Consider the following 25,241-nt stretch of genomic DNA (forward strand, 5'->3'; position numbering starts at 1 on the left):
TCAGATGCTTCGAAGAACCCACCCATACCCGGCTGCGCTCCGGAGAAACCCCAACAATCCTCTTCCGACCGTTGAATGTAGTTTCGCCGCGGGCTGCGGTGTATGCGTAGCTTTGATCTCCTACCGGGTCCAACGCGTCACGCACGTCAATGCCAGTGAGGAGCTTACTGTCGGCCTTGATCGATGTGCGTTTGTGCCCTCCAGAAAGCCATATCGATTTGGCCGCTCCGGCGAGGAACGCCTTTTCCAAGGCCTCGCTCTCGACGGGTTCCAACTTCAGAGATTTTGCGAGGTTGCCTTCTTCTAAAAGCCGGTCAGCGACTGCAGCTATCTCTCGTGATGAGGAATAGAGCGCGTAGGTTTTTGGATTGCTGTCGGTCATGCACAACGCAAGTAGGTGGTGCTCAATGTTCCTTACGTTACCGTTGCCTCTACCGAGCCAACCAGGAGGAGTCTGAATTTTGAATCGGCGAAGCGCGAGGTCATTCCCGCTGCTGTGACCTTTGCTCGAAACGGTGATTTTGCTGTCGCTCTGTCGCGCAGCGAACCGCACCCTAAGCTGCTTGATGATCGCCTTCAAAACGTCATCGGCGCTAGCAGCTCTCTGCTTCGCGCTCCTTTGGACGCTCTTCTCTTTAAACAGCAGCAGCGACACAAAGGGTTTGACCTTACTAGGGTCTTTGACGCTGTCCACACCTTTGTTGCTCACTCGGGTACCACCTTCCCAATGGAATCCCCTACGCGACCGTGTTTCGGAGGATCCCGATCCCCTCAACCTCGACCTCGACGACGTCGCCCGCAACGAGCGGGCCAACGCCGGCGGGCGTGCCGGTGAGGATCACGTCGCCGGGCAGCAGCGTGAACGCCTGCGAGGCGTGCGCGACGATGCGTGCGAGCGAGAAGATGAGCTGAGCGGTGCTGCCATCCTGGCGGGTCTCGCCGTTCACGCGCGTGGTGACGCGCGCGTCTGCGAGATCAGGATCGGTCTCGATGACCGGACCCAGCGGGCAGAAGGTGTCGAAGCCCTTGCCGCGCGTCCACTGCCCGTCCTTGATCTGAATGTCGCGGGCTGAGACGTCATTCGCGCAGGTGAAGCCGAAGACGTACTCGAGCGCGCGATCCTCTGGGACGTTCTTCGCGATCGCCCCGATCACCATGGCGAGTTCGCCCTCGTGCTCGACGCGATCGGAGATCTCGGGCCGCACGATCGTGCCGCCCGGCCCAATCACCGAGGTGTTGGGCTTCAAGAACAGCAGCGGCTCGGTGGGCGCGTCTCCGCCGGTGACGTCTTTCATCTCTTCGATGTGGTCGGCGTAGTTCTTGCCGACGCAGACAATCTTTGAGCGCGGGATCACGGGTGCGAGCAGCCGCACATCTTCAAAGCGGAAGCGCTTGCCTGTGGTGTCGAAGCCCGCGACGATCGGGTCGCCCATGAGCTCGACGATCTCGACGCCCTTGCCATCTTCCGCCTGGTCGAGAATGCCGAACGAGATCTCGCCCTCGGTTTCAAAGCGTGCAATCTTCATAGCGTGCCTCCTAGGCTGCCGCGCCGGCCGCGGGAATCTCGGTGAGCCAGCCGTGGCGGTCTTCGCGGGTGCCGTACTGAATTCCGGTGAGCTCCTCGCGCAGCGACAGCGTGAACTCGCCGGGCGAGCGGTCGCCGAAGTCAATCGTAAAGTCGGGCGACTTCAGCTGGCCGATCGGCGTAATGACGGCTGCGGTGCCGCAGGCGAAGGCCTCGGTGATGGTGCCGTCCGCAACGCCCTCGCGCCACTCGGTGACGGTCACGGCGCGCTCCTCGACGGCGTAGCCGCGATCCTGCGCGAGCTGGATCAGGCTCTTGCGCGTGATGCCCGGCAGAATGTTGCCGTTGAGCGCCGGCGTGAGCAGTGTCTTGTCGTCGCGAACGAGGAACAGGTTCATGCCGCCGAGCTCGTCGATCACGTCGGGCTCGTTCGCGTCGGTGAAGAGCACCTGCTGGCAGCCGTTCTCGGCCGCGACATTCTGCGGCAGCAGCGACGCGGCGTAGTTGCCGCCACACTTTGCTGCTCCGGTGCCACCGTTGCCCGCGCGGGCGAAGTCCTGCGACAGCCAGATGGAAACGGGCTTCACGCCGCCTGTGAAGTACGGGCCCGCGGGGCTCGCGATCACCATGAAGCGGGCACGCTGGGCGGCGCGCACGCCGAGGAAGCTCTCGTCGGCGATCATGAACGGCCGCAGGTACAGCGACTGGTCGGTGCCGCCAGGCACCCAGTCAGCGTCGATCGCGACGAGTCGTTTCACGGCTTCGACGAACAGCTCGACGGGGATCTCGGGGAGCGCGAGGCGCACGGCCGACTCGTTCAGGCGGCGTGCGTTCTCCTCCGGGCGGAAGGTCACGATCGAGCCGTCTGCGCGGCGGTAGGCCTTCAGCCCCTCGAAGATCTCCTGGCCGTAGTGCAGCACGGAGGAAGCGGGATCCATCTGGATCGGTCCGTACGGAAGCACCTGGGCGTCATGCCAGCCTGCCTCGCGGGTCCAGATGATGGAGACCATGTGGTCGGTGAAGTGGTCGCCAAATCCGGGGTTTTCGAGCAGCGCCTGGCGCTCGGCGACGGGGAGGCGATCCGCCTCGGTGAGAACAAAGGTGTGGTCAGTCATGACGCGCCTTTCAAAGGAAACGAAGAAGCTCAGAACGCGGCGCGAGGCCGCAGAGTTGGTTAGGCGCGGGCGGGGATCTGCGAGATGATCGCGTCTCCCACGGCACCCGTGCTGCGCGGGGTGGATCCGTTCGCTGCGCGGTCGGCGCGAACTGCGGCGCGAAGGCGGTCTGCCTCAGCGTCAAGCCCCAGGTGGTCGAGCATGAGACCTGCGGAGAGGATCGCCGCGGTTGGGTCGGCCTTCTGCTGCCCTGCGATGTCGGGCGCAGAACCGTGGACCGGCTCGAACATGCTCGGGAATGCGTCGTCCGGGTTGATGTTGCCGGATGCCGCGAGGCCGATGCCGCCGCCGATGGCACCGGCGAGGTCGGTGAGAATATCGCCGAAGAGATTATCCGTGACGATCACGTCGAACTGTGCTGGGTTCTGCACCATGTGGATCGTTGCCGCATCGACGTGCATATAGTCTACGGCGATCTCGGGGTACTCCGCCTGCACTGCCTCGACGACGCCCTGCCAGGTTGCGCCTGCGTGCACGAGCACGTTCGTCTTGTGCACCCAGGTGAGCTTCTTCCGGGGGCGCGCCATCGCGGTCTCGAAGGCGTAGCGCACGACGCGCTCGGCGCCGAACGCGGTGTTCACCGATACCTCGGTTGCGACCTCTGCGGGCGTGCCCGGGCGGAGCCTGCCGCCGTTGCCGACGTAGGGGCCCTCGGTGCCCTCACGGACGACGACGAAGTCAACGGTGCCGGGGTTCGCGAGCGTCGAGTCGACGCCCTCGAACAGCACGCAGGGGCGCACGTTTGCGTAGTGCTCGAAGTCGAAGCGGAGCTTCAGGAGCAGTCCGCGCTCGATGTTTGCGGAGCGAAGTCGCTCGTCACCCGGCACTCCCCCGACCGCGCCGAAGAGGATCGCATCATGGCTTGCGATCGCGGCCTGTTCGATCTCGGGCAGCGTGTCACCGGTCGCAAGGAAGCGCTCGGCACCGAGCTTGAACTCGGTGCGCTCGACGACAACGTCTCCCCCAGCCACGACCGCGTCGATGACGCGATTCGCCTGCTCGATCACCTCCGGGCCGATACCGTCGCCGGGAATCACTGCAAGCTTGATCGTGCGGGTCACTACGTGCTCCTCATTGTGCGTGGAAATGGTAGCTCCAGCATACTCCCGCCGCACCGCACTCCGAGGGCACTGCTGCGCACGCACCGGCCGCAGCCCGCCGAGGGTCCGGCTGCGCGCAGAAGCGCAAAGCCGGGCAACCGAAATACTTGCCCCACCCGAACACTTTTGGGATACACTTTATTGACTGGTCAATCAGTTAATTAACTGAAGTGCGCAGCGTCCCTGAGATCGAGGAGGATCCATGACTTTCCGTACCCGCTTCACCGAAACGTTCGGAATCGAACATCCAATCGTTTGCGGTGGCATGACGGCCGTGGGGCGCGCTCCCCTCATCGCCGCAGTAGCAAACGCCGGGGCACTCGGCTTTCTCTCGGCGCTCACGCAGCCCACCCCCGAAGAACTCGTGCGGGAGATCGAGCGCACGCGCGAGCTCACTGACAAGCCGTTCGGCGTGAACCTCACGATGCTGCCAACGATCAATCCGGTCCCGTACGACGAATACGCCGACGCCATCGTGCAGACGGGTGTGGCCTTTGTTGAGACAGCTGGCAACAACCCGGAGCCGTTCCTCCCCGCGTTTCGAGCAGGCGGCGTAAAGGTCATCCACAAGGCGGTAACGGTTCGTCACGCGCTGAAGGCGCAGTCGCTCGGAGTCGACGCGGTCTCCATCGATGGGTTCGAGTGCGCGGGCCACCCGGGCGAGGACGACATCGGTGGCCTCGTGCTCATTCCCGCCGCGGCCGACCAACTGCACATCCCGATCATCGCGTCGGGTGGAATCGCGGATGCCCGCGGCCTCGTCGCGGCCCTCGCGCTCGGCGCGGACGCCATCAACATGGGCACTCGCTTTGTCGCCACAGTTGAGTCTCCCGTCCACGAAAACATCAAGCAGCAGATCGTAGAGAACACCGAGCGTTCGACAAACGTCATCTTCCGCAAGTTCCGCAACTCGGCACGCGTCGCCAAGAACGCCGTCTCAGACGAGATCATCGAGGTGCAGAACCAAGACGGCTCGACCTTCGCAGACATCGCCCACCTCGCCTCAGGTGCCCGCGGCCGCGAACGCGCGCTGGCAAACGGCGAGGTCGACGGCGGCGTCTGGTGGGCAGGGCAGACCCAGGGCCTCATCGGAGACATCCCGACAACCGCTGCCCTCGTCGAGCGCATCGTGTCCGAGGGCCGGTCGATCATCGACGGGCGACTCGCGAGCATGCTCGGCTAGCGCCGCGCCACCCCCGTTCGAACGATCTGGGCCCCGCCCGACTGTGTGGTCGCGCGGGGCTCAGATCTTCGCTGCCACAGCTAGGAGGGCCAATGGCCGGATCGCAGCACATTTCGCGCGGCAACGCGGTGCGAGCCACGATCCTCGTCGCAGCGGGCTCGATCGCCGTGCAGTTCTCGGCCGTGCTCGCCTACGGGCTGTTTGACACCGTCGGCCCAGCCGCGACCGGGACCCTTCGGCTGCTCGTGGCGGCCGTCGTTCTCCTCGCAGTGGTGCGACCGGGCCTACGCGGGCGCACGCGTCAAGAATGGACGGCGATCCTCAGCTACGGCTTCTCGATGGCGGCGATCATCATCTGCCTCTACCTTGCGATCGCGCGCATCCCGCTCGGCATCGCGATGACCATCAATTTTCTCGGCGCGTGCGCCGTCGCCCTTATCGGCGCTCGCCGCGTCCGAGACGCGCTGCTCGCCGTCGTTGCGCTCCTCGGCGTTGCACTCATCGCCGGCCTTGGCGGGCCCCTCGACCCCATCGGCATGCTGTTCGCGGCGTGCTCAGCGGCGGGTGTTGCGGCGTACACCCTGTTTGCTGCCCGGGTCGGTCAAGCCGGCGGCGGGCTCTCCGGGGTGACGATCGCGATCACCGTGGCCGCGATCCTCACCCTGCCAATCTCGCTCCCAGGCATCCCCCTGATTCAACCGCACCAGTGGCTGCCGCTCGTGCTCTCTGGCCTGTGCACCCCGGCGCTGTCGTTCATCGCAGACACCATCGCCGGGAGGCTCACCTCTGCGCGAGTGATCGGGGTGCTCTTCGCGTTCGACCCCGTGATGGGTGCCATCTTCGGGGCACTCTTCCTCGGGCAGACCCTCGCCGCACCGAGCATCGTGGGCATCACGTTGATCGTTGCCGCCGGCACCTGCATCATCTGGTTCGCGGGAAAGCCACAGGGCTTCGAGATACCGCCGCTGCCCGAGGGTTAGCTCGCGGCAACCGGAGACAGCGGGCGCCCTGAGTGCCCCATCGCGATGACGTTCTCCGCCTGATGCAGCACGTAGTCGATTTCACTCTCGGGCGAGAGGAACGCGACATGCGGGCTCGCGAGTACGCGCGGATGGAGGAGCAGTGGGTCGTCGGAGGCTGGCGGCTCCGATTCGAAGACGTCGAGGGCAGCACCCGCGAGTCGCCCGCTGTCGAGCTCGGCGAGCAGCGCGCCCGGGGCGAGCAGGGCTCCGCGGGCGACGTTCACCAGCCGCGCGCCGTCAGGCAGCAGCGCCAGCCGCCTGGCGTCGAGCAGCTGCGTCGTCTCGGGCAGTAGCGGCAGATGCAGGCTCAGCACATCGGCGCGTCGCAGCACCTCCTCCAGCTCGCAGCGGTGGATCCCGGGGGTGGCAAAGTCAGCGGGGTCGTAGCCGACGACGTCACCGAATATCGGGGCGGCAAGCTCTGCAAATCGGCGTCCGATACGGCCGAGTCCGAGCACACCCACGGTGAGCGCGGACGGGCGGGAGAGCGAGACCGCGGGGTTGACGCTCCAGTCGCCACGCTTCGTTGACCGATCGAAGTGTGGCAGCCCGCGCACGAGCGAGAGCGCCATCGCCAACGCATGCGTCGCGACCTCCTCCGTTGCCGAAGCGGGCACGTTTGACACGGCAATGCCCCGTGCGGAACAGGCCGCCACGTCAACCATGTCGGTTCCGACGGACTGCGTCGCCACGATCCTCAGCTCAGGCAGGGCCTCGAGCATCTCAACGCCGACAGGCGAATAGCCGATCAACAGGGCCTGCGCTGCGGCCCCGACCGCTGCAACTGCCGCAGGATCCTCGGACCCCGCGACCCGCACCTCCCACCCTGCCGACTGCAGGGCCGAGATGCCTGGCGCGGGGTCAGTCCCGACGATGTCTGAGTAGACCGCGATTGGACGCGTCATGCGCGCGGCGGCTCGACCTGGTCGGACACGAGACGGCTGTCCTCGGTAGCCCAGGTCATGATCGCGCGGTCGCCCTCGACGGGCGGCGTCATGCCGTGGGAGATCGGGGCACGGGCCACGACAACCTGCCCGGACGCCGCACGGCCGTAGACGACCATGTCGCTGCCGAGATACACGCAGTTGAAGACCCGCACCGGAAGCGCGTTGGTCAGCCCAGCTGCGTCCGAGACGACACGCACGTGCTCCGGGCGCACCATCAGCAGGCCTCCCGTGCCACTCGGGCAGCCAAAGCGATCGCCGCCATCGCTGACGAAGTCGTCGCCGTCAACTCTCCCCTCGAAGAGATTCGACTCACCGATGAACTCAGCGACGTAGCGCGAGTTCGGCGAGTCATAAAGCTCCCGCGGGGTTCCGAGCTGCTCGATCTTGCCGTTCCGGAGCAGCGCAATGCGGTCAGACATCGTGAGCGCCTCGTGCTGGTCGTGCGTCACGAAGATAAAGGTGATGCCGAGTTCTTGGTGAATCCGCCGGATCTCGAGCTGCATCTCCTCACGCAGCAATTTGTCGAGCGCTCCGAGCGGCTCGTCCATGAGCAGCACGCGCGGCTCGAAGACGATGCCGCGCGCGAGCGCTACACGCTGCTGCTGTCCGCCGGAGAGCTGATCTGGCTTGCGGTCGGCAAGATGATCCATCTGGATCATGCGCAGCACGTCTCCCACACGCTGCTGGATCTCCTGCTTCGGCCGCCGCTGACGGCGAAGGCCGAAGGCCACGTTGTCCCACACGCTCATGTGCGGGAACAGAGCATAGTGCTGGAACACCATGCCGAGCCCGCGCTTGTGCGGCGGCTTACGCGTGAAATCCTCGCCATCAATCTCAAGCGAGCCCGCGTCTGCTTTGTTGAAGCCCGAGATGATGTTCAGCAGCGTCGATTTCCCTGAGCCGCTTGCCCCGAGCAGGGTGATGAACTCCCCCGCGTTGATATCGAGGTTGACGTGGTCGAGCACGGTGAGATCTCCGTACCGCTTGACCGTGTCTGAGACGCGGATCGCGGCACCGGCTTGCTGCTCGATCTGCGAAATCTGCTGGGTGTATGTGAGTTGGCTCGTCATGCGAGTTCCTCCTGCATTTTGACGATGCGCTTCCGGCGGCGACGCTCAGAAGCAGATGCGAACAGTTTGATGACGCCCTGCCCGGCAAAGGCGGCGAGAATTACGATGAGTGAGATTGTCGAGATCGCCGCGATAGTGGGATCGATCTGCACGCGAATGCCCGACCACATCTTGACAGGCATCGTGGTGATATCAGGGCCCGACAGGAAGATGGCCACTACGACCTCGTCCCAACTGGTGATGAACGCGAAGAGCGCGCCCGCGAGCATCCCGGGGAGGATCAACGGCAGCGTGATCCTAAAGAATGTTTCGATCGGGCTCGCCCCAAGGTTCATCGCCGCCATTTCTAGCCGGCGATCAACCGAACTCAGCGACGCAACGACGTTGATGAGCACGTAGGGCACGCCGAGGGCCGTGTGCACCAGTACGAATCCGAGGGTCGTCTGCGCGAGCCCCAGCCCCAGGAACGTGATGTACACCGCGAGCCCGACGATCACAAAGGGCACAATCATCGGAGCGAGCAGCACGCCCATCACGGCTCCTCGGAACGGGAACTTTCCGCGCACCAGCGCGAGCGCCCCCATCGTGCCAAGCACGACGGACAGCAGTGCGGAGAGCAGACCGATGCTGATGCTGTGCCCCAACGAACTCATCCACGCTGCGTCGTTGAAGAACTTCTCGTACCACTGCATCGTGAAGCCCTCAGGCGGGAAGGAGAGATAGGGGCTCTCCGACCACGACATCGGGACAATCACGAGCACCGGCATCAGCAGGTACACCCCGATGAGTACCGCGAGGATACCCAGGAACGTGCGTGTGAGGATCTTTGCCATCAGCTTCTCCTCATGAGTGCTTTTTCAAGGTTCAAGAACTTCCCCGCGACACCGAGCAACACCAGCGTCAAGACAAGCAGCATCGTCGCGAGCGCGGCCGCAAACCCGTACCGCAGCACAGCCGATACCTGCTGCACGATGAGCTCACCGATCATGGTGTTCTGCGGGCCGCCCAGCAGCGCCGGCGTGATGTAGTAGCCCAGCGCCTGGATGAAGGTGAGCAGGAGACCAGCCGCCACGCCGGGCAAGCTGAGCGGCACGAAGACTCGCCAGAAAGCACCGGACGGCCGCGCACCGAGATTCTGAGCTGCGAGGCCGAGGCGCTTATCGATGCCGCTCATCGTCGCGTACATCGGCAGCACCGCAAATGGCAGCGAGACCTGCACCATTCCGAAGACCACGCCGCCGAAGGTTCGCAACATCGTCACCGGCTCATCGATCGCGCCGATGTCCGTGAGCACCGTATTGATTACCCCGGTGTCGCGCAGCAGCACGATGAGCGCGAAGCTCCTCACGAGCACGCTCGTCCAGAAGGGGATGAGCATGATCACCATCATGATGTTTCGCCAGAGCGGCGGCACGAGCGTCATCAAGTAGGCGTACGGGTAGGCCAGCAGCAGTGTGACCAGGGTGACCAGGACCGCAACGTAGAAGGTGTTAAAGATGACCTTCATGTACAGCGGCTCAGCGAAGACCGCAACATAGTTGCCGAAGCCGGGCTCCGGGTCGGTGAAGCTCTTCACGAGCATCGCGACAAGCGGCACCAGGAAGACGACAATCAGGAAGATCAACAGCGGGAGCACGAGGGCACCCCAGCCGTCAATGGCGAAGTATTTTCGGGCTGACTTGCCCCGCGTTCCTGCCGGGGCGTCCCCAGGCTGCGCAGCTGGCGCATCCTGAGTGGACGGCGAAGCGCCGGTATCAGTAGTAACCATTGGGCTCAGCCTGCCATCCAGACGTTCATCTGCTCGGTGACTTCGGAGTAGTGCTCAGCCCAGTAGCTGTAGTCGATCATGGCCGCCATTTTTGCCTGGTTCTCCTTGCTGTTCGGAAGCTCCTTCTGCTCTTCCTGCGAGAGCAGATCAAGTGCTGCGGGAGTGACAGGCCCGTAGCCGGTCTGCTTTGAGTACTCTGCCTGAGCCGCCGGCGTCGCCAGGACCCACTGCATCCACTCCTGCGCGAGTTCTACGTTCGGGTACCCCTGCGGAATCACGATCTGCTCGTAGGTGCCGAGCGCCTCCCCGTACTCGTTTGCGACGGGTTCGCCATTCGCCTGAGCCTTGAAGATGCGACCGTTCCACGCCTGCACGAGCGGCGCCTCACCGCTTGCGACGAGCTGGGTCTGCTGGTCTCCGGTGTCGTACCAGACGATGGAGTCCTTGATCGTGTCGAGCTTGGCAAACGCGCGGTCGAGATCGAGCGGGTAGAGCGCTGCCGGCGCGACGCCGTCGGCGAGCAACGCAGCCTCGAAGATGCCGCCGGTCGCGTACTTCCAGAAGCCGCGCTTGCCTGGGAACTTCTCGGTGTCGAAGAACTCGGCCCACGTCGTCGGGTGGCCTGACGCGAACTTTTCGGTGTTGTAGCCGATGGTGAACGAGTACTGCAGGATCGGGATCCCGCACTCGCCCATCATGACGGGGTCGACGCCGTTCTTCTCGGCGGCTTGAGTGACCGCGCTGTCGAGCTTCGTGAGCATACCGTCTGCGCAGGCCGTCTCCGAGAAGTTCGGTTCGACTTCGACGGTACCCCAGGTGACTTTGCCAGCCTGCACCATCGCGTCAAGCTTTGCGTAGTCGGTCGGCGAGTCCTCTTTCATGGTGACGCCGTGCTCCTCCGCCCAGGGCTGGTAGAGCTGTTCCATGGCGACGCGCTGGGTTTCCCCGCCCCAATCCACCATCGTGAGCGTGGTGTCAGGTGCCCCGTCCGAGGCACCTCCGGCGCACCCGGTCAGGGCTAAAGAAGCAGTAGCGATACCCGCAACGGTGATGACAAGTTTCCTGTTCATCTGCAACGTCCTCCTTGACGTTTTTTATTAACTGAGTAGCCAGTCAATAATGACAACTATGGCACCCAATCGCTACGATGGCAACACCGCGAACGAAAACCGCGGCCCGCTGATCCCTTTTCAGGCGCCTCTCGAACAATGACCGCGAAGGAGCGACATTGACTCAGACACCACTCACTCAGACCGCTGGAATTACTGCACCAGCGCTGAATCCATACGACCAGCTGAGCCGAATCCTGCCCGAGGAAAGCGGCATCGATGAGCTCGGCGAGCTCACCATCGGCGAAGTCTCAGTCACCGAGCTCGCTGCGAAATACGGCACCCCGCTCCACATATTCGACGAGCGTGGTCTGCGCAGGCAAATGCGACGCCTCACCGATGGCCTGAGGGAGCGTTGGCCAAACTCTGAAGTGCTGTTCGCATCGAAGTCGATGCCGATTGTCGCTGTCTACGCCATCGCCGCGGCAGAAGGGATGAGCATTGACGTCGCAGGCCTCGGCGAGCTACGACTCGCGATCGAGGCAGGAGTGCCCGGCGACCGCATCTACATGCACGGAAACGCGAAGTCCGACGAGGAGATCGCTCTCGCGGTGTCGCACGGCGTCGGCACGATCATCATCGACGGAACCGACGACATCGATCGCTTGGAGGCCGCGCTTCCAGCCGGCCAGACGCAGCGGATCCTGCTGCGCGTGATCCCGAACATCGACGCAGACACACACGCGACGCAGGCGACCGGCGGCGAGACTTCGAAGTTCGGCGTCACCTTCGAACAGATCGCCGAGATCGCCGAGCGGGTTCGCCGGACTCCCGGCGTCGAACTCGCGGGCCTGCACGTCCATATCGGCTCACAGATCCTCGACACCGACCCCTTCGCGGAGGCAGTGCGTCGGGTCTCCCGACTCGGCGAGTTTGCAGTGTACGACGTCGGGGGCGGCCTCGGCGTCAATTACACCCCCGATGACCAGGCACCGAGCGTCGAAGACTACCTCGATTCCGTCGTCGCCGCGGCGCGAGAGCTCCTCCCCCCGCAGAGCAAGCTCATCATCGAGCCCGGCCGTTCAACCGTCGCGCGTGCCGGAGTCACCGCGTACTCCGTCGTCACCACGAAGCAGACCGGCCGGCACTTCGTAGCGATCAATGGCGGCATGGCCGATCACCTCGACACTGCGCTCACTGGGCAGCAATACAGCCCCATCATCGCGAATCGCCCAACGGCCACGCCAGACGCCACGGTGCAACTCGTCGGCCGACAGTGCGAGTCAGGCGACCTCTTCGTCGATAACGCCGCCCTGCCGAGCCCAAAGATCGGCGACATCGTGGTGCTCGCCGCGACGGGGGCGTACGCCTACACGCTCAGCAACAACTACAACGGAGCCCTACGGCCAGCCGTGGTGTTTGTCGGCGACGGCAAGGAACGCCTCGCGGTCGAGCGCGAAACGCTCGACGACCTGCTGCGGCTCCACCGGGTTGCAGGCGAGCATGACTGGGGCACCCCACTCTAAACCGCGAAGCGCGCCAGGAAGGGCTTGGCCTCGGAGCAGCTGCTCCGAGGCCAAGCCGCCGCCTATTCAAACAGGTGCATGGGCACGTGCACGAGCGAGACGCCGGGAGTCGCGATTGCGCCCGCCACCACAGACTCCAGTGCTGACGCCTCCCCGACGGCGAAGCCGGTGCCTCCGAGTGACTGAGCAAGAGCAGGCCAGTCAGGCTGGGTGAGCTGCACGGCGATCGGCGCGATACCGCGATCCTCCTCGTTTTGCTGGATCTCACCGTAGCCACCGTTATCGACGCAGACCACGGTGATATCCAAGCCCTGCTCGGCCGCAGTGAGCAACTCCACCACCGAAAACATGAGCGCGCCATCTCCCGTGACGCACACCACCGGGCGGTCGGGGGAGGCAAGTTTCGCGCCGATCGCTGCGGGAACGCCGTAGCCCAGCGTCGCGTACGTGATCATGTTGATGCACTCCGCGGGCGCCTCTGCCCTGAAGGCCTCGGCGATACCGTTGTAGCTAATCTGCGAGGAGTCACCCGTGACGATCACCCCCGGCGGGAACGCGGACACCATACGGGCAGCGACCGCCACTGAGGCACCGCTCGTCTCCATGGCCTCTCGGGCGCAGGCGTCCCGCACTGCGGCAACATCGCACCACGGCTCCGGCGCGGGGCGACCAGCAGACACCCCCAGCACCGCTTCCAACAGTCTCGGCACTTCAAGCTCACTGCGCCCAACGATGCCGTTGGTGACGGGAAGACCCACCTCGATCTGTTGTGCGTCCGCATCGATGCGGATCACACTCCCGCGTGGCGCAAGCGGCCCGGCGGAGAACTCGCCGAGCGCCACCTTTGACCCCACGACGAGGAGCACGTCAGCATCGTCGAGCACGCCAACTGCGGGCGAGAGCCGCAGCTGAGCCCCCACAGCCAGTGGGTGGGACTCTCGGACCACACCCTTGCCGTTCGAACTCGTCACCACGGGGGCACCGAGGTGCTCGGCCAGTGCGAGGAGCTCCTCGCGGGCCTTTCGGGATCCGCGGCCAGCAAGGATCGCCGGCCGCTGCGCCGACACCAGCAGTTCGGCCGCCGCCCGGATCTCTTCCGCCTGAGCGAGACCCGGAGCAGCTGGCGCGCGTACCGCGAGCTGCTCGTCGGCAAAGCTCGCTGCCTCCTCGAGCAGGTCCAGTGGCACCTCGATGTACACCGGTCGCGGGCGCGGGCCACGGAAGACCTCGAACGCCGCATGCGCGGCCTCGACCGCCTCCTCAGCGCTCGTCACCCGCACCGCCATGTCGACCACTGCGGAGGCGGCACCCAGCTGGTTCTTCGTCTCGTGCAGCGTACCGATCGTGCTGCCCTCACGGCCGCGGGCAGGGCCTGGCGCGAGGATCAGCATCGGGCGCGATTCACAGTACGCCGTTCCGGCCGACGACAGGGCGTTGAGGAGCCCCGGGCCCGAGGTCGCGATCACCACCCCGGGTAGGTCGGTGCGCTGCGCCCACGCGTCTGCGGCGTACCCGGCGCCCTGCTCGTGCCGTGTCGTGACGGCGCGCATGCCGAGCCTCGGCAGGTGGCGATAGAACTCGAGGTTGTGCGTGCCGGGGATACCGAAGATCGTGTCTACCCCGTGGGCTCGCACCACCCGCAGGATCGCCAGGCCGGTGTTCTCCGGGGCAACGCCCGCAGCTTCCGCTGCCCGACGCTCAGCAATCGGCACCTCATAAGGTTGCGGCGCGTGCTCTGTGATCATGCTGGGACTCCTTCAGCTGTGGCCTGCATGCGGTCGTGTTCCTCAATAGCGGCGAGCCCCTCTGCGGCGAGCGCCAGCGCGGCCTCGCGGGGTGTGACCCCGTCTCGCTCCGCACCGCTGAGCGCGGCGTCGGTGAGCGCTTGGAGCCTGTCGTCAAGCATCGCTGAGGATTCCGCCCACGAGCCGTCAACGTCGCCGAAGAGTACCCACCACCACCAGGCATTGGTGCCTGAGTTGGCAACGAAATCTGGGATCACCGCGACACCGCGCTCGGCGAGTGCGCGCTCCGCCTGCGCGGAGACAGGCAGATTCGCGGCTTCGACGATGAGACTCGCGGTGATCTGCTCAGCGTTCTCGACGCCGATGCAGTTCGACACGGCCGCGGGCACGAGCAGGTCGCAGTCGATCGAAAGCCAGTCGTCCCCTGGGAGCACCCGGGCGCCGGCCGGAAGCCGTGTCCGGTCGACCGTGCCGAACGCGTCGCGTGCGGCGAGCAGTTGCTCGACGTCGAGGCCGGCGGCGTCTGCCACGACGCCAGCCGCATCGACCATCGCAACGATCTTGACTCCCGCTTGCGAGAGGAACCGTGCGGTCGCTCCCCCCATTGATCCGAGCCCCTGCACGACCGCGCGCGCCCCCACTGGGTCGATACCACGGGCGCGCATCGCGGTGAGGGCTGCGACGGTCACGCCATAGCCACCGACGAGTTCGTCCTGCGAGATCCCATCAATCCGTTGTGAGAAGGCGTGCGCCAGGCGAGCGTCGGCGGCCGCAACCGCTTCGTCATCCCCGAGCAGTCGGCGCACCGGGGCGATGGCGCTCCCCCAGCCGCGCCGTTCGAAGATCTCGTCGATGTCGTCCTGCCGGACGCCGAGGTCTTCTCCGACCGCCCAGTAGCTCTGCAGGATCGGGGCGAGGCTGTCGAGGAATCGTTCGAGCACTCCCTTCGCGAGCGGGCTGCGCGGGTCGAAGTCGATGCCTCCCTTCGCTCCCCCCACCGGGACATAGCGCGCTCCTTCGAGGAGGTGCACGGCCTCCTTTTTCGTCATCGCCTGGGCCAGCCCGCGCACTTCCTCGAGCGTGCAGCCAGCGCGCATGCGCAGGCCCCCGCTCGCGACGCCACGGAGCAGGCGATCAATCACCACGTAGCCAGTGGCGTCGCTGAGGTCGTCCCGCCAGGTGATTTCCATGAATGAGGGCCGTGGCCCCGGGAGGTACTCGTTCACGTCGTCTCCTCGATGAGCATGAGATGTTGGCAGCGGAGGGCGCGTAGCGGGCTACTGGGCCATCCAGACGTTCAGCCGCTCGGTCACGGGCCCGTAGTTCTCTGCCCAGTAACCGTAGTCGACCGTCGCGACCGACTGCGAATTCACGACCTCGCTCCCCGCGAGCTCCGCCTGAATCTCCTCAGGGATGAACTCCAGTGCCTTCGGCGAGGCGGTGCCGTAGCCAGTTTCCTCTGCCTGTTTGGCCTGTGCCTCGGGGTTCGACAGGAACCACACCATCCATTCCTGCGCGAGCGCTTCGTTCGGGTAGCCGCTCGGGATCGCGATGTGGTCGTAGGTGATCAGGTTCTCGCCGAACTCGTTCGCAACGGGCTGGCCGTCAGCGGCGGCCTGCGTGATACGGCCGTTCCACGCCTGCACGAGCGGCGCCTCACCGCTCGCGGCGAGCTGCACCATCTGGTCACCGGTGTCGTACCAGACGATGTCGTTCTTAATCGTGTCGAGCTTGGCAAACGCGCGGTCGAGATCGAGCGGGTAGAGCTCTGCCGGCGCGACGCCGTCGGCGAGCAGCGCAGCTTCAAAGATGCCGCCGGTCGCGTACTTCCAGAAGCCGCGCTTGCCTGGAAACTTCTCGGTGTCGAAGAACTCGGCCCACGTCGTCGGGTGACCTGACGCGAACTTATCGGTGTTGTAGGCGATCGTAAACGCGTACTGGAGGATCGGGATGGCGCAGTCGTTCACAAATTCCGGGTTGACCTCGGCGTCCTTGATCGCCTGCTTGACTGATTCGTCAAGCTTCGCAAGCGTGCCGGCAGCGCAGGCGGTCTCCGTGAAGTTCGGCTCGGCTTCGACCACGCCCCAGGTGACTTTGTCGGCCTGCACCATCGCGTCGAGCTTGGCGTAGTCAGTCGGCGAATCCTGCCGAATCTTCACGCCCCGCTCGTCGGCCCACGGCTGGAAGACCGTCGCGACGTGTCCCTCCTGTGCGGCACCGCCCCACATGGTGACGGTGAGGCTTTCGGCGTCGCCTGATCCTCCGTCGCCGCCAGCGCAACCGGTCAGCGTCAGGCTCGCAGCGGCAACTGCTGCGATGAGAGTGAGAGCTTTCTTTGGTCGATACATTCTGGCGTCCTCCTTGACGTCAAGTTAACTGATTAGTCAGTTAGTAATGTGTATTGTTGCAGTTCATCAGTCTTCTGGCAATACGCTCACGGCACCTCGATGACGAGGGCATCGCCCTGCCCGCCACCACCGCAAAGCGCCGCAGCCCCCACGCCACCGCCACGCCGACGCAGTTCGAAGGCCAGCGACAACACGATCCGGGCACCGCTCATGCCCAACGGGTGGCCGAGGGCGATAGCGCCGCCGTTCGGGTTCACGCGGGCGAGATCAACGCCAAGCTCCCGGGCAGACAGCAGTGACACTCCGGCGAAGGCTTCGTTCATCTCGAGCACGGTCAGGTCAGCCACTCCGATGCTCGCCGCAGCGCACGCCGCCTCGATGGCGCGAGCTGGCTGCAGCAGCAACGAGGTGTCCGGGCCCGCGACCGCAGCGCTTCCCCGCACCCGCGCGAGCCAGTCGAGCCCGCGACGCTCTGCCTCAGCGCGCGACATGAGCACGAGCGCGCAGCCGCCGTCCGAGAGCTGCGACGACGAGCCTGCCGTGATCACTCCCCCCTCGGCAAATGCCGGGCGCAGCCTGCCGAGTGCCTCCTGCGAGACATCATCGCGGATGCCCTCATCGTCCGATACGGTCACGGTGCCGCGGCGGCCCGCAATCTCGACAGGCGAGATCTCCTCTGCCAGACGGCCAGCGTCGCGCGCGGCCGCTGCCCGGCGGTGCGATTCGACGGCGAACGCGTCGAGTTCCTCGCGACTGAGGCCGTAGGGCTCCTGATGGGCCTCGGTCGCCGCCCCCATCGTGCAGTGATCGAGGGCGCAAAAAAGCGCATCCCGGTCAAGGGTGTCCTCGAGGCGTCCATCGCCGTACTTAAAACCGGCGCGCGCGCCGCGCAACACGTGGGGCGCATTCGTCATGGACTCGAAGCCGCCGGCGACCGCGACCCTCCGTTCGCCGAGTCTGATCGCCCGGTCGAGCACCGACACAGTCGCAAGGCCCGAGGGGCAGAGCCTATTCAGCGTGGTCGCGGACGCGCTGAGCCCGATCCCCGCGGCGACCGCGGCCTGCCGGGCCGGGTTCGGCCCGAGCCCGGCCTGAATGACGTTCCCCAGCAGCACCTCATCGACGTCAGCGGCAGGAACCTTCGCCCGCGCAAGCGCAGCGCGAATGGCATGCGCTCCCAGCTCTGGTGCCGCCAGGCTCGAGAGGCCGCCGAGCAGCCGGCCGATGGGCGTCCGTGCGCCAGCTACGATGACCGTTTCTTCCATGGCTGTCTCCTTATTCGTGGGCGAGGTGCCCGGCCGGGCCAGCCCCGACGGGCGCAGACTGTACGCTGCGCCCGCCTCGACAGGCCCGGCCCGTTGGGGTCGTGGTTACATGTTTCGCGAGATCACGAGCCGCATGATGTCAGACGTGCCCTCCTCGATCTCCTCCAGCTTCGCGTCGCGCATCCACTGCTCAACGGGGAACTCGCGCGAGTACCCCCAGCCACCGAGCGTCTGCACCGCGGCCCAGGTGCAGAACGCCGCGGTCTCGGAAGCCTGCAGCTTTGCCATCGCGGCCTCAGCGACAATGGGCTTGCCCTGGTCGAACATGGTTGCAGCCCGAAGAGTCTGCAGCCAGGCAGCGTCGATGCGCGTCGCCATATCTGCGAGGCGGAACGCAACAGCCTGGTGCTCGATGATCGGCTTGCCGAACTGCTCCCGCTCGCGTGCGTAATTGAGCGCGTACTCGTAGGCAGCGCGGGCCACGCCGGTTGCCGCTGCGGCGAGAACGATGCGAGATGCGTCGAACGTCTTCATCAGGCCAAAGAACCCCTGGCCCTCCTCGCCCAGTCGATCCGATTCCGGTACGAACACATCGTCGAAGAAGAGTTCGCGACAGACGATCGCGCGCTGGCCCATCTTCTTCATGGGCTCCCCCATGGTGAAGCCAGCCGCGTCCTTGCGAACCAGGAACGCGCTGATCCCCTTCGAGCGCTCGTTCGGGTCGGTCTTCGCAAAGACGACATACTGCTCGGCGTAGCCCGAGTTTGAAATCCACGCCTTCTGGCCTCGGAGCAGGTAGCCGCCCTCGGTCTTCACGGCCTGGGTCCTGATCGAGGCCGCGTCAGATCCCGCGCCGGGCTCGGTCGTGGCGAGGGCGGTGAGGACCGGCTTGTCACCGGTCAGTGGGCGCAGCCAGGTCTCCTTCTGCTCAGTGCTCCCGAGCACGAGCAGGGGGTCTGCGAAGAATCCGTTCGAGCAGAGGAAGTTTCCGATGCCGAGGTCGCCCCAGCAGAGCTGCTCCTGCACGAGGCACTGGGTGAAGAGGTCGGTGAACCCGCCGCCACCAAATTCCTCAGGAATCATGAAGTCGGTGATTCCGACCTTGGCAGCCTTCTCGAAGAGATCGAGTGGCGAACCCGCGTCCTCCTCGTCGACCTGCTTCGCGCGGGGGCGAATCTCATCTGCCGCAAACTCGCGGCAGAGCTCGACAATCGCCTCTTGCTCTTCAGTGAGCTGCCAGATGGAGCGGGTACTTTCCATGAGGTTCATGTTGGGGTTTCCTTCCTGGTGGGGTTCAGAACGGGTTTGCGCGGTCGCGCGCGCCCGGCTGCTTATGCAAACGAGTGATGGACTGTGGTTAAGGACGTAGTTGCGGCTGTGGTTGCGGCTGCGGTTCCGCCAGCACGGCGAGACAGTCGACAGCGAGCGCGCCGTCGATCCCGACGCGTACCGGGTTGAGCTCGATCTCGCTGACCCCGGGGCTCGCCGCGAGAGCGTTTCCCAGGCCTGCGACGATGCTTGCAAGCGAATCAGCGTCGAGGGCGGGGCGCCCGCGCCACGGACCCAGCAGGCGCGAACTGCGCAATCTCCCGATCATTTCGCTCGCGCCTTCGCGGGTCACCGGGGCGATATCCAGGGTGATATCGCCCCAAATCTCGGTTTCGGTGCCCCCAGCGCCAACGGACACAACAGTCCCGAATGAGGGATCCCGCCGGGCAGACACAATGAACTCGGCAACGTGCTCGCGAGTGTCCTGCGATTCGACCGTGTAGTCGCCGTCTCCGATCCTTGCGTGCATCGCTCGAAACGCGGATTCCGCCTCCGCCGGGCTGCGCAGCCCGAGCGCGACTCCCCCGGCCTCGGTCTTGTGGGCGAGCCAGGCCGCCTTCAGCACGACGGTGCCGCCGAGCTCGGCTGCCGCAGCCGCAGCTTGCCCGGCGTCGCGCACGATGCGGAGCTCAGGGAACGGGATCCCGGCCGCGGCAAGCGCGGCACGAATCTCGACCTGTGAGGCGGCAGGAAGCTCGTGGCCGTCCGGCCGCGCTGCAGTGTCAACTGAGCGCAGTCGCTGTGATGCGGAGAGCGCGAGCAGCGCGTCCTCAATGCGCCCGGTGACGGGCACTCCGGATTCACGGAGGCGCTGCGAGACCGCAGATCCAGGGGCCATGGCGTGCACCACGACCGGGACCGCGGCGACCTCGGCGAGCTGATCCGCGACCGCGTTCTCTGGGCCAGCGAGCGGGGCCATGTCGTGGCCATAGCTCCCGAAATACCCCGAGACCACGACCGCGTCGACCTCGCCGCTTTCTGCGAGCAGCTTCGGCAGCTCAGCGTAGACGTCGAGTCTCGCTTCCCCCGATCCGGCGAGATCGATGGGGTTGCGGCTCGAGGCTGCGGCCGTGAGCAGCGGCTCAATTTTGGCCCGCAGACCGGGGCTGAGCTCGGGCAGCTCGAGTCCGAGCCGGGCGGCTTCGTCGGCCGCGATCCCGCCCTGCCCGCCGCTGTCGCTGATAACGGCAATCCGGGGGCCGGCTGGCGCGTCACGGCGGTGAAGGTAGGAAGCGATCTGCACGAGCTCTGCGGGGGTGCGGACGCGCAGCGCTCCCGCCGCCCGGCATGCCGCATCGACAAGATCCATCGAGGACGTCATCGCGCCGGTGTGCGACTGAGCGAGCTCGCGGCTTGCATCGCTCGCACCGGTCGTGAGCACGATCACGCCGATACCTGATTCCGTCGCCTCCCTGATCGCGGCAAACAGGTTCTCCGCGTCGGAGAAGTCCTCGACGTACACGCCGATCGTGCGCGTCGGCCCATCGCCAATGATTGAGCGGACGACCTCCGCTGCCCCCATGTCGGTTTGGTTCCCAAGCGACACAAAGCGGGACACCCCCACGCCCGAGCGATCCCCGATCGCAGCAATCTCGCTGCCCAGTTGACCGCTCTGCGAGACAATCGCAAGGCTCCCGGGCCGCATGCTGCCCCACATGAGCTGCAGCTCCCCCTCGGCGGCGTAGATTCCCAGGCTGTTTGGGCCGATCATTCTCGCCCCGTACTCGCGGAGCAACGCTGCAGTCTCGGCTTCCTCGTCCATTGAGGCCGCCACGACCACGAATGCGCGGGAGCCCAGCTCGAGCGCCTCGCGGATCACACCGGCCACGAGGTGGCCCGGCACTGCAATCGCGACGAGCTCTGGCACCGCAGGGAGCTCACTGAGCGTCGGATAGCTCGGGTAACCGAGGACCTCGGCACCGCTGCGATTCACGAAGTAGACGGGACGGCGGCGCTCGCCGAGCTGCGCGCCCTTTGCGAGCCAGTGGCCCCACTTGGCGGGATCTCCCGAGGCCCCGACAACGGCTACCGACGCCGGATTACCAAATACCGCTGAGACAGTGCGCTCGTCGAGCCCGGCAGAGGAAGCAGAAACCAACATCATCATCCTTGATCTGTGGTGAACTACGCCAGCAATTCTTAACTGGCTATTCAATCAATTTAGCGGACGTGCGAAACTGAAGTCAAGCGATAATCGCGGTCTCGGCCCGCGGGCTAGCCGGCAGCCAGGTGATCCGTCACGAAACGGGCACACAGCTCCTGCATCGCCTCGGGCGTGATGCTCGTTGACCCGAGGAGCGCCTGCACCGCGAGGCCGTCGATCATCGCGAGCAGCTGATTCACCTTTGCGTCAAGCCCCTCTGCCACGAACACCCCCTCGTCCACGCCCTGATCGATCACGTCAAGAATCAGGCGACGCCACTCCCCGTAGGCAGTCTCGTTGAGTTGCCGCAGCTTCTCGTCCTGCAGCGCGCCCACCCAGAGCTCGAGCCAGACGTGCCACGACTCCCTCGTTGCCTCGTCCACCGGCACATACGACTGGAGCAGCTTCCCCAGCTTCTTGTCAGCAGCCAGGTCTTCCTTCCACAGCACGGAGCGCCGCTCAAACGACGACGAGAAGTTATCCTCGAACGTCTCGCGGATGAGATCATCCTTACTTTCGAAGTAATAGTGCACGATTCCGGGCGAGACACCGGCTTCCCGGGCAACATCCGCCACCCGCAGCATCGCCACACCCCGCTGCACCATCACCCTTCGCGTGGCAGCCATAATCTGAGGACGCCGCTCATCTTCAACGCTCGGCCGAACCATGTGACCCACCTCTCCAAGCGCGGAACGCGCTCTCTTGACCCCATCGTAGCCCGCATGTGTTTCGCCACTCAGCCACCGCTGCCCATTTGGTACGGGTCAGACGCTACAGTGCACCCGGCTCCCGCAGTGCTTCGCACACCTCCGCAGCGGCCCGTCGACCAGACGAAATCGCGCCGTCGATGTATCCGTTCCAAACACTCGCGGTCTCGGTGCCCGCCCAGTGGACACGCCCAACCGGCTCGCGCCACCCCGCACGACCGTGCTCGACCCAGGTTCCGGGCGTCGGATTTCCCGCATAGGCACCGCCAATGAATGGCTCCTCGGCCCAGTTCTTCTCTGCGTAGCGCGTGGGGGCCGCGGCATCATCGCCAAACAGCTCGACAAGGGTATCCAGCACATCCTGCCGCCGCCCTTCGACACCCAGCGCGCTCCACTGCCGGATACGGTCCGCGTACACGAAGCACACGAGTACGCCGGCCGCGAGGTCGCTTGGCGAGTTATCGAAGACGAACCCGAGCGATCGCTCGCCGTACAGGGTCGCCTCGCCGCTCAGGCCGCGCTCACGCCAGAATGGACGCTCGTACGACACATGAATCTTGACGACGTCGCCCATCGGGCTCTTCGCAAGCCAGCGCCCGCGGGAATTCGGCAGCATCGGCTCGTAGGCGATGCGCTGACCGGCGTGTGGCGGCACCGCGACGATGACGCGGCTCGCGCGAATTTCACCTTGATCGGTTGTGAGCGTGACGCCCCCGTCAAACTGCTCGATTCGGCGCACCGGAACCCCCAGGAAGACGCGGTCTCCGAGCTGCTCTGCGATCTTCAACGCCGCCTCCTGCGCACCGCGCACGAAGCGGGTCTCCTGCGCGCACCCCTCCGCCTCCATCAGCTGGTCAAGGTTGCCCGCCGAAGCAATGTAGAACAGAAAGTGCAGCATCGAAATGTCTCGGGGCTCTACCGTCCACACGCTCTGCACTGCGAGCGCCATCCGCAGCCGAGCATCTGAGTTCGGCACCGTGCGCTCAAGATACGAGTACACCGTCTCGCTATCGAGCGCCTCCGCGTTCGGCGTGGCCCACGGGCGCTCGAGATCCACGGTCTCCGCAAGCGCGTCGATCTCCCCCATGAGCGCCAAGTACTCTCGCATCCCCGGCCCGTCATCCGGGCCAGCGATCTTAAAGTGGCGCTGCGAGCCATCAGTCCAGCGTTCGATGTTCGCCCCCTCAAGGTAAGTCGGAAAGGTCTCGACTCCGAATCGCTCGACAAGACTGAGAAAGTCGCGCTGCGTCGGGCCCACCCACTGACCACCGTAATCAATGACGACCCCGCCGCTGTCGCGCTGAGACAGCGTTCTCCCGCCGACGCGCTCGTCGGCCTCAAGCACGACGACGTCGACGCCGGTGTCGTACAGTTCAAGTGCGGCGGATAGCCCCGCGTAGCCGGCACCCACGACAACGACAGCGGCGGTCTCGGGAATTTCCGTACCCTGCTTTGACTTCTTTGTCTCCATGCGGCAAGTGTAAGGGTAAATTGACCGGCTGGCCAGTTTTGCTTGCGGAAGCTTGACAGAACCACGCCCAGCACCCAGGGTAGTAAGTTAACTGGCTAGTCAGTTAGGGAAATCGAGGTCAATGTGGACAACGAATTTGAAGAAGAGCTGCAGCAACGTCTGGCGCGCATGGAGTCACCAGGCTGCGGCGGAATGGTGCAAACCAATCTTCCGTGGAAAGACTTCGTGATCGCGGTCGGCGCACTGGCCGTCATCTCCGGGCTCCTACTCTGGTGGGCCGTCTAATGGTGAACTACATTCATACGGAGACCATTAGCGTCGCCAGGGTCCCGGAGGACGCGACGCTCAACGAACTCCCGCTCCTCCCCAAGGAACGACTCTGGGGCTTCTGGGATTACTCCGTCGTCAATATTGGGCTGGCGATCGCCACCTGGGCCTTTCTCCAGGGGGCGACCGTTGCATACTACGTGGGCGCGGCCCAGGCAATCGCGAGCGTAGTCATCGGCTACGGCATCTCCGTGCTGCTCGTCGCGCTCTCCCCCGTGTTGGCATCAGCGAAATACGGTGTTGAGCAGTTCGTGATGCTGCGCAGCATTTTCGGACACGCGGGGGCTCGCCTCGTGATGATCACGACCTCAACGATCTTCGCCGCAGCCTGGTCGGCAATCCTCGCAATCATGCTCGGGCACGGGCTCGTCAACATCGCCAACACCCTGTTCGGCGTCGAGATCAGCAAGACTGGTGCCGCGGTGAGCGTGCTCGGACTCATTGCAATCATCGCCTCCTGGGCGATCCTCGCCCGCGGCCCCGTGTCAGTGGAGCGGGTCAGCAAGATCGTCGCCCCAGCGCTCGTGATCATTCTCGTGGTCATCATCGTCATCATTTTTACCCGCGTCTCGTGGTCGGAACTCACCGCAATCCCTGCACTCGACCCTGAGCAAAACCCACACGTCAGCTTCATGGTCGCCGTCGAACTGGGCGTCGCTGGCGGGTTCGCCTGGTGGCCCAACATGGGTAACCTCGCCCGCCTCACGCGCAGTTCGCGGGCCGCGTTCTGGCCGAACTGGATCGGCATCTTCGGCGCATCAGTGTTCGCAGCGGTCGTCGGCAGCTTCGCTGCGCTGCTGCTGAAGATCACCGAGCCAACCGACTGGCTCGTCCCCCTCACCGGCACGGTGTTCGGGGTCATTGCGCTCGTCGCAATCGCGTTCGCGAATGTCACCGCAATCCTGTCGCAGGGGTACGGGTCTATGCTCGCGCTGCGCAGCGGTGGCGGCAAGGCGTTTCGCCACATGGCCTGGCCAATCATGGGCGTGATCATCCTCGGGCCGGCCGGGATCCTCGTATTCTTCCCGGGCGCCGTCTACGACAACTACGGGAGGTTTCTCTCGTGGGGTGCGATCCTCGTCGCGCCGCTCGTCGGCATCGGCATCGTCGACTACTTCATCCTTCGACGCACCCGCGTGCCAGTGCGCGAGCTCTACAAACCGGTTGCGACCTCGGCCGTTGGCTACTGGCGCGGCTGGAACCCTGTCGCGTTCGTCGCGCTGGCCGCAGGAGCAATCGTCTACACGCTCCTGCTGCACCCCATTAGCTATGAACCGTCGGCCTGGTTTCCCTACACGACGGCGTCGATCCCTTCTTGCCTCGTCGGCGGAGCCGTCTACTGGGTACTCACGAAGACCATCACGCAGCCCCGCGGGCTCGGCGGCTACACGCTCGAGACCCCGGTCTCAACCGGCGTCGTCCGGCTCCCCTAGCGGCGGAGCGCTTCCGGACCCTCGCTTCGGGCCGTCGCCTCGGAGCCAGCGTCCCGAAGGCAGCACCCCGAAAGCAGCGCCCCGAAGGCAGCGCCCTCCCGCGCGCTC

22 protein-coding genes are annotated in these 25,241 nt (G+C 65.2%); 5 read left to right on the top strand and 17 right to left on the bottom strand.

Going from position 1 to position 25,241, the window contains the following annotated elements; genetic code table 11:
• From ACI1US_RS01670 to ACI1US_RS01685, 4 genes are all read right to left on the bottom strand, one after another.
• A partial coding sequence (locus ACI1US_RS01670) for a hypothetical protein (protein WP_461637641.1) occupies nucleotides 1-709 on the bottom strand: 709 nt, incomplete at its 3' end.
• A 28-nt stretch (nucleotides 710-737) separates the two neighbouring features.
• A complete protein-coding gene (locus ACI1US_RS01675; protein WP_461637643.1) occupies nucleotides 738-1,526 on the bottom strand; it encodes a fumarylacetoacetate hydrolase family protein in 789 nt (262 codons plus the stop codon).
• 10 nt (nucleotides 1,527-1,536) lie between these two features.
• Nucleotides 1,537-2,640 (bottom strand): branched-chain amino acid aminotransferase, encoded by a 1,104-nt coding sequence (locus ACI1US_RS01680; protein ID WP_461637645.1) that lies wholly within the window; start codon nucleotides 2,638-2,640, stop codon nucleotides 1,537-1,539.
• Between the two features lie 59 nt (nucleotides 2,641-2,699).
• Complete coding sequence (locus ACI1US_RS01685; protein ID WP_461637647.1) at nucleotides 2,700-3,761, bottom strand: 3-isopropylmalate dehydrogenase; 1,062 nt, start codon at nucleotides 3,759-3,761, stop codon at nucleotides 2,700-2,702.
• A 241-nt stretch (nucleotides 3,762-4,002) separates the two neighbouring features.
• Between ACI1US_RS01685 and ACI1US_RS01690 the strand changes: the two genes are divergently transcribed.
• The gene (locus ACI1US_RS01690) at nucleotides 4,003-4,983 is read left to right on the top strand and encodes an NAD(P)H-dependent flavin oxidoreductase (RefSeq protein ID WP_461637648.1); all 981 of its coding nucleotides are present in this window, start codon (nucleotides 4,003-4,005) and stop codon (nucleotides 4,981-4,983) included.
• A gap of 92 nt (nucleotides 4,984-5,075) precedes the next feature.
• Nucleotides 5,076-5,963 carry an EamA family transporter gene (locus tag ACI1US_RS01695; RefSeq protein WP_461637650.1) on the top strand — a complete coding sequence of 296 codons (888 nt, stop codon included), beginning with the start codon at nucleotides 5,076-5,078 and terminating at the stop codon, nucleotides 5,961-5,963.
• On the opposite strand, the gene ACI1US_RS01700 is transcribed toward ACI1US_RS01695, so the two are convergent.
• The 5 genes from ACI1US_RS01700 to ACI1US_RS01720 are packed head-to-tail and all read right to left on the bottom strand — an operon-like array spanning nucleotide 5,960 to nucleotide 10,860.
• Entirely contained in the window at nucleotides 5,960-6,910 is a 951-nt protein-coding gene (locus ACI1US_RS01700; RefSeq protein ID WP_461637652.1) for an NAD(P)-dependent oxidoreductase, read from the bottom strand. The two genes, ACI1US_RS01695 and ACI1US_RS01700, sit on opposite strands and share 4 nt — an antisense overlap.
• On the bottom strand, nucleotides 6,907-8,022 hold the full coding sequence (locus ACI1US_RS01705) for an ABC transporter ATP-binding protein (RefSeq protein WP_461637654.1): 1,116 nt from the start codon (nucleotides 8,020-8,022) through the stop codon (nucleotides 6,907-6,909). Before ACI1US_RS01705 ends, ACI1US_RS01700 begins: the two co-directional genes overlap by 4 nt.
• Nucleotides 8,019-8,855, bottom strand: a complete 837-nt coding sequence (locus tag ACI1US_RS01710) for an ABC transporter permease (RefSeq protein ID WP_461637656.1) — start codon at nucleotides 8,853-8,855, stop codon at nucleotides 8,019-8,021. Before ACI1US_RS01710 ends, ACI1US_RS01705 begins: the two co-directional genes overlap by 4 nt.
• Nucleotides 8,855-9,790 (bottom strand): ABC transporter permease, encoded by a 936-nt coding sequence (locus ACI1US_RS01715; RefSeq protein WP_461637658.1) that lies wholly within the window; start codon nucleotides 9,788-9,790, stop codon nucleotides 8,855-8,857. The genes ACI1US_RS01710 and ACI1US_RS01715 overlap by 1 nt, the downstream gene beginning before the upstream one ends.
• A 5-nt stretch (nucleotides 9,791-9,795) precedes the next feature.
• Complete coding sequence (locus tag ACI1US_RS01720) at nucleotides 9,796-10,860, bottom strand: ABC transporter substrate-binding protein (RefSeq protein WP_461637660.1); 1,065 nt, start codon at nucleotides 10,858-10,860, stop codon at nucleotides 9,796-9,798.
• A 158-nt stretch (nucleotides 10,861-11,018) separates the two neighbouring features.
• Between ACI1US_RS01720 and lysA the strand changes: the two genes are divergently transcribed.
• Nucleotides 11,019-12,365 carry a diaminopimelate decarboxylase gene (lysA, locus tag ACI1US_RS01725; RefSeq protein WP_461637662.1) on the top strand — a complete coding sequence of 449 codons (1,347 nt, stop codon included), beginning with the start codon at nucleotides 11,019-11,021 and terminating at the stop codon, nucleotides 12,363-12,365.
• A 62-nt stretch (nucleotides 12,366-12,427) separates the two neighbouring features.
• On the opposite strand, the gene ACI1US_RS01730 is transcribed toward lysA, so the two are convergent.
• The 8 genes from ACI1US_RS01730 to ACI1US_RS01765 form a co-directional block, all read right to left on the bottom strand.
• A complete protein-coding gene (locus ACI1US_RS01730) occupies nucleotides 12,428-14,110 on the bottom strand; it encodes a thiamine pyrophosphate-binding protein (protein ID WP_461637664.1) in 1,683 nt (560 codons plus the stop codon).
• Nucleotides 14,107-15,336: a Glu/Leu/Phe/Val dehydrogenase dimerization domain-containing protein gene (locus tag ACI1US_RS01735; RefSeq protein ID WP_461637666.1), complete on the bottom strand. Its 1,230-nt coding sequence runs from the start codon at nucleotides 15,334-15,336 to the stop codon at nucleotides 14,107-14,109. Before ACI1US_RS01735 ends, ACI1US_RS01730 begins: the two co-directional genes overlap by 4 nt.
• A gap of 51 nt (nucleotides 15,337-15,387) precedes the next feature.
• Nucleotides 15,388-16,458 carry an ABC transporter substrate-binding protein gene (locus ACI1US_RS01740; protein ID WP_461637668.1) on the bottom strand — a complete coding sequence of 357 codons (1,071 nt, stop codon included), beginning with the start codon at nucleotides 16,456-16,458 and terminating at the stop codon, nucleotides 15,388-15,390.
• Nucleotides 16,459-16,544: 86 nt separating this feature from the next.
• The gene (locus tag ACI1US_RS01745; RefSeq protein ID WP_461637670.1) at nucleotides 16,545-17,723 is read right to left on the bottom strand and encodes an acetyl-CoA C-acyltransferase; all 1,179 of its coding nucleotides are present in this window, start codon (nucleotides 17,721-17,723) and stop codon (nucleotides 16,545-16,547) included.
• 105 nt (nucleotides 17,724-17,828) lie between these two features.
• The gene (locus ACI1US_RS01750; RefSeq protein WP_461637672.1) at nucleotides 17,829-18,992 is read right to left on the bottom strand and encodes an acyl-CoA dehydrogenase family protein; all 1,164 of its coding nucleotides are present in this window, start codon (nucleotides 18,990-18,992) and stop codon (nucleotides 17,829-17,831) included.
• Nucleotides 18,993-19,080: 88 nt separating this feature from the next.
• Nucleotides 19,081-21,153 (bottom strand): acetate--CoA ligase family protein, encoded by a 2,073-nt coding sequence (locus tag ACI1US_RS01755; RefSeq protein WP_461637674.1) that lies wholly within the window; start codon nucleotides 21,151-21,153, stop codon nucleotides 19,081-19,083.
• A gap of 113 nt (nucleotides 21,154-21,266) precedes the next feature.
• The gene (locus ACI1US_RS01760; protein WP_461637676.1) at nucleotides 21,267-21,821 is read right to left on the bottom strand and encodes a TetR/AcrR family transcriptional regulator; all 555 of its coding nucleotides are present in this window, start codon (nucleotides 21,819-21,821) and stop codon (nucleotides 21,267-21,269) included.
• 145 nt (nucleotides 21,822-21,966) lie between these two features.
• Nucleotides 21,967-23,373, bottom strand: a complete 1,407-nt coding sequence (locus tag ACI1US_RS01765; RefSeq protein ID WP_461637678.1) for a flavin monoamine oxidase family protein — start codon at nucleotides 23,371-23,373, stop codon at nucleotides 21,967-21,969.
• Nucleotides 23,374-23,496: 123 nt separating this feature from the next.
• Between ACI1US_RS01765 and ACI1US_RS01770 the strand changes: the two genes are divergently transcribed.
• Nucleotides 23,497-23,658 carry a hypothetical protein gene (locus tag ACI1US_RS01770; RefSeq protein ID WP_461637680.1) on the top strand — a complete coding sequence of 54 codons (162 nt, stop codon included), beginning with the start codon at nucleotides 23,497-23,499 and terminating at the stop codon, nucleotides 23,656-23,658.
• Entirely contained in the window at nucleotides 23,658-25,133 is a 1,476-nt protein-coding gene (locus tag ACI1US_RS01775; RefSeq protein WP_461637682.1) for a purine-cytosine permease family protein, read from the top strand. The genes ACI1US_RS01770 and ACI1US_RS01775 overlap by 1 nt, the downstream gene beginning before the upstream one ends.
• Nucleotides 25,134-25,241 lie beyond the last annotated feature (108 nt).

Origin of the sequence: Leucobacter sp. BZR 635, assembly GCF_048061935.2 — a bacterium.
In the GTDB taxonomy this organism is placed as follows: domain Bacteria; phylum Actinomycetota; class Actinomycetes; order Actinomycetales; family Microbacteriaceae; genus Leucobacter.

Bases quoted from the DNA above. Each gene is read 5' to 3' on its own strand.
- ACI1US_RS01690 (WP_461637648.1), top strand. From the start codon at position 4,003: ATGACTTTCCGTACCCGCTTCACCGAAACGTTCGGAATCGAACATCCA.
- ACI1US_RS01745 (WP_461637670.1), bottom strand. From the start codon at position 17,723: ATGGAAGAAACGGTCATCGTAGCTGGCGCACGGACGCCCATCGGCCGG.
- ACI1US_RS01750 (WP_461637672.1), bottom strand. From the start codon at position 18,992: ATGAACCTCATGGAAAGTACCCGCTCCATCTGGCAGCTCACTGAAGAG.
- ACI1US_RS01740 (WP_461637668.1), bottom strand. From the start codon at position 16,458: ATGTATCGACCAAAGAAAGCTCTCACTCTCATCGCAGCAGTTGCCGCT.
- ACI1US_RS01680 (WP_461637645.1), bottom strand. From the start codon at position 2,640: ATGACTGACCACACCTTTGTTCTCACCGAGGCGGATCGCCTCCCCGTC.
- ACI1US_RS01765 (WP_461637678.1), bottom strand. From the start codon at position 23,373: ATGGAGACAAAGAAGTCAAAGCAGGGTACGGAAATTCCCGAGACCGCC.
- ACI1US_RS01730 (WP_461637664.1), bottom strand. From the start codon at position 14,110: ATGATCACAGAGCACGCGCCGCAACCTTATGAGGTGCCGATTGCTGAG.
- ACI1US_RS01775 (WP_461637682.1), top strand. From the start codon at position 23,658: ATGGTGAACTACATTCATACGGAGACCATTAGCGTCGCCAGGGTCCCG.
- ACI1US_RS01705 (WP_461637654.1), bottom strand. From the start codon at position 8,022: ATGACGAGCCAACTCACATACACCCAGCAGATTTCGCAGATCGAGCAG.
- ACI1US_RS01760 (WP_461637676.1), bottom strand. From the start codon at position 21,821: ATGGCTGCCACGCGAAGGGTGATGGTGCAGCGGGGTGTGGCGATGCTG.
- ACI1US_RS01695 (WP_461637650.1), top strand. From the start codon at position 5,076: ATGGCCGGATCGCAGCACATTTCGCGCGGCAACGCGGTGCGAGCCACG.
- ACI1US_RS01720 (WP_461637660.1), bottom strand. From the start codon at position 10,860: ATGAACAGGAAACTTGTCATCACCGTTGCGGGTATCGCTACTGCTTCT.
- ACI1US_RS01755 (WP_461637674.1), bottom strand. From the start codon at position 21,153: ATGTTGGTTTCTGCTTCCTCTGCCGGGCTCGACGAGCGCACTGTCTCA.
- ACI1US_RS01715 (WP_461637658.1), bottom strand. From the start codon at position 9,790: ATGGTTACTACTGATACCGGCGCTTCGCCGTCCACTCAGGATGCGCCA.
- ACI1US_RS01710 (WP_461637656.1), bottom strand. From the start codon at position 8,855: ATGGCAAAGATCCTCACACGCACGTTCCTGGGTATCCTCGCGGTACTC.
- ACI1US_RS01675 (WP_461637643.1), bottom strand. From the start codon at position 1,526: ATGAAGATTGCACGCTTTGAAACCGAGGGCGAGATCTCGTTCGGCATT.
- ACI1US_RS01700 (WP_461637652.1), bottom strand. From the start codon at position 6,910: ATGACGCGTCCAATCGCGGTCTACTCAGACATCGTCGGGACTGACCCC.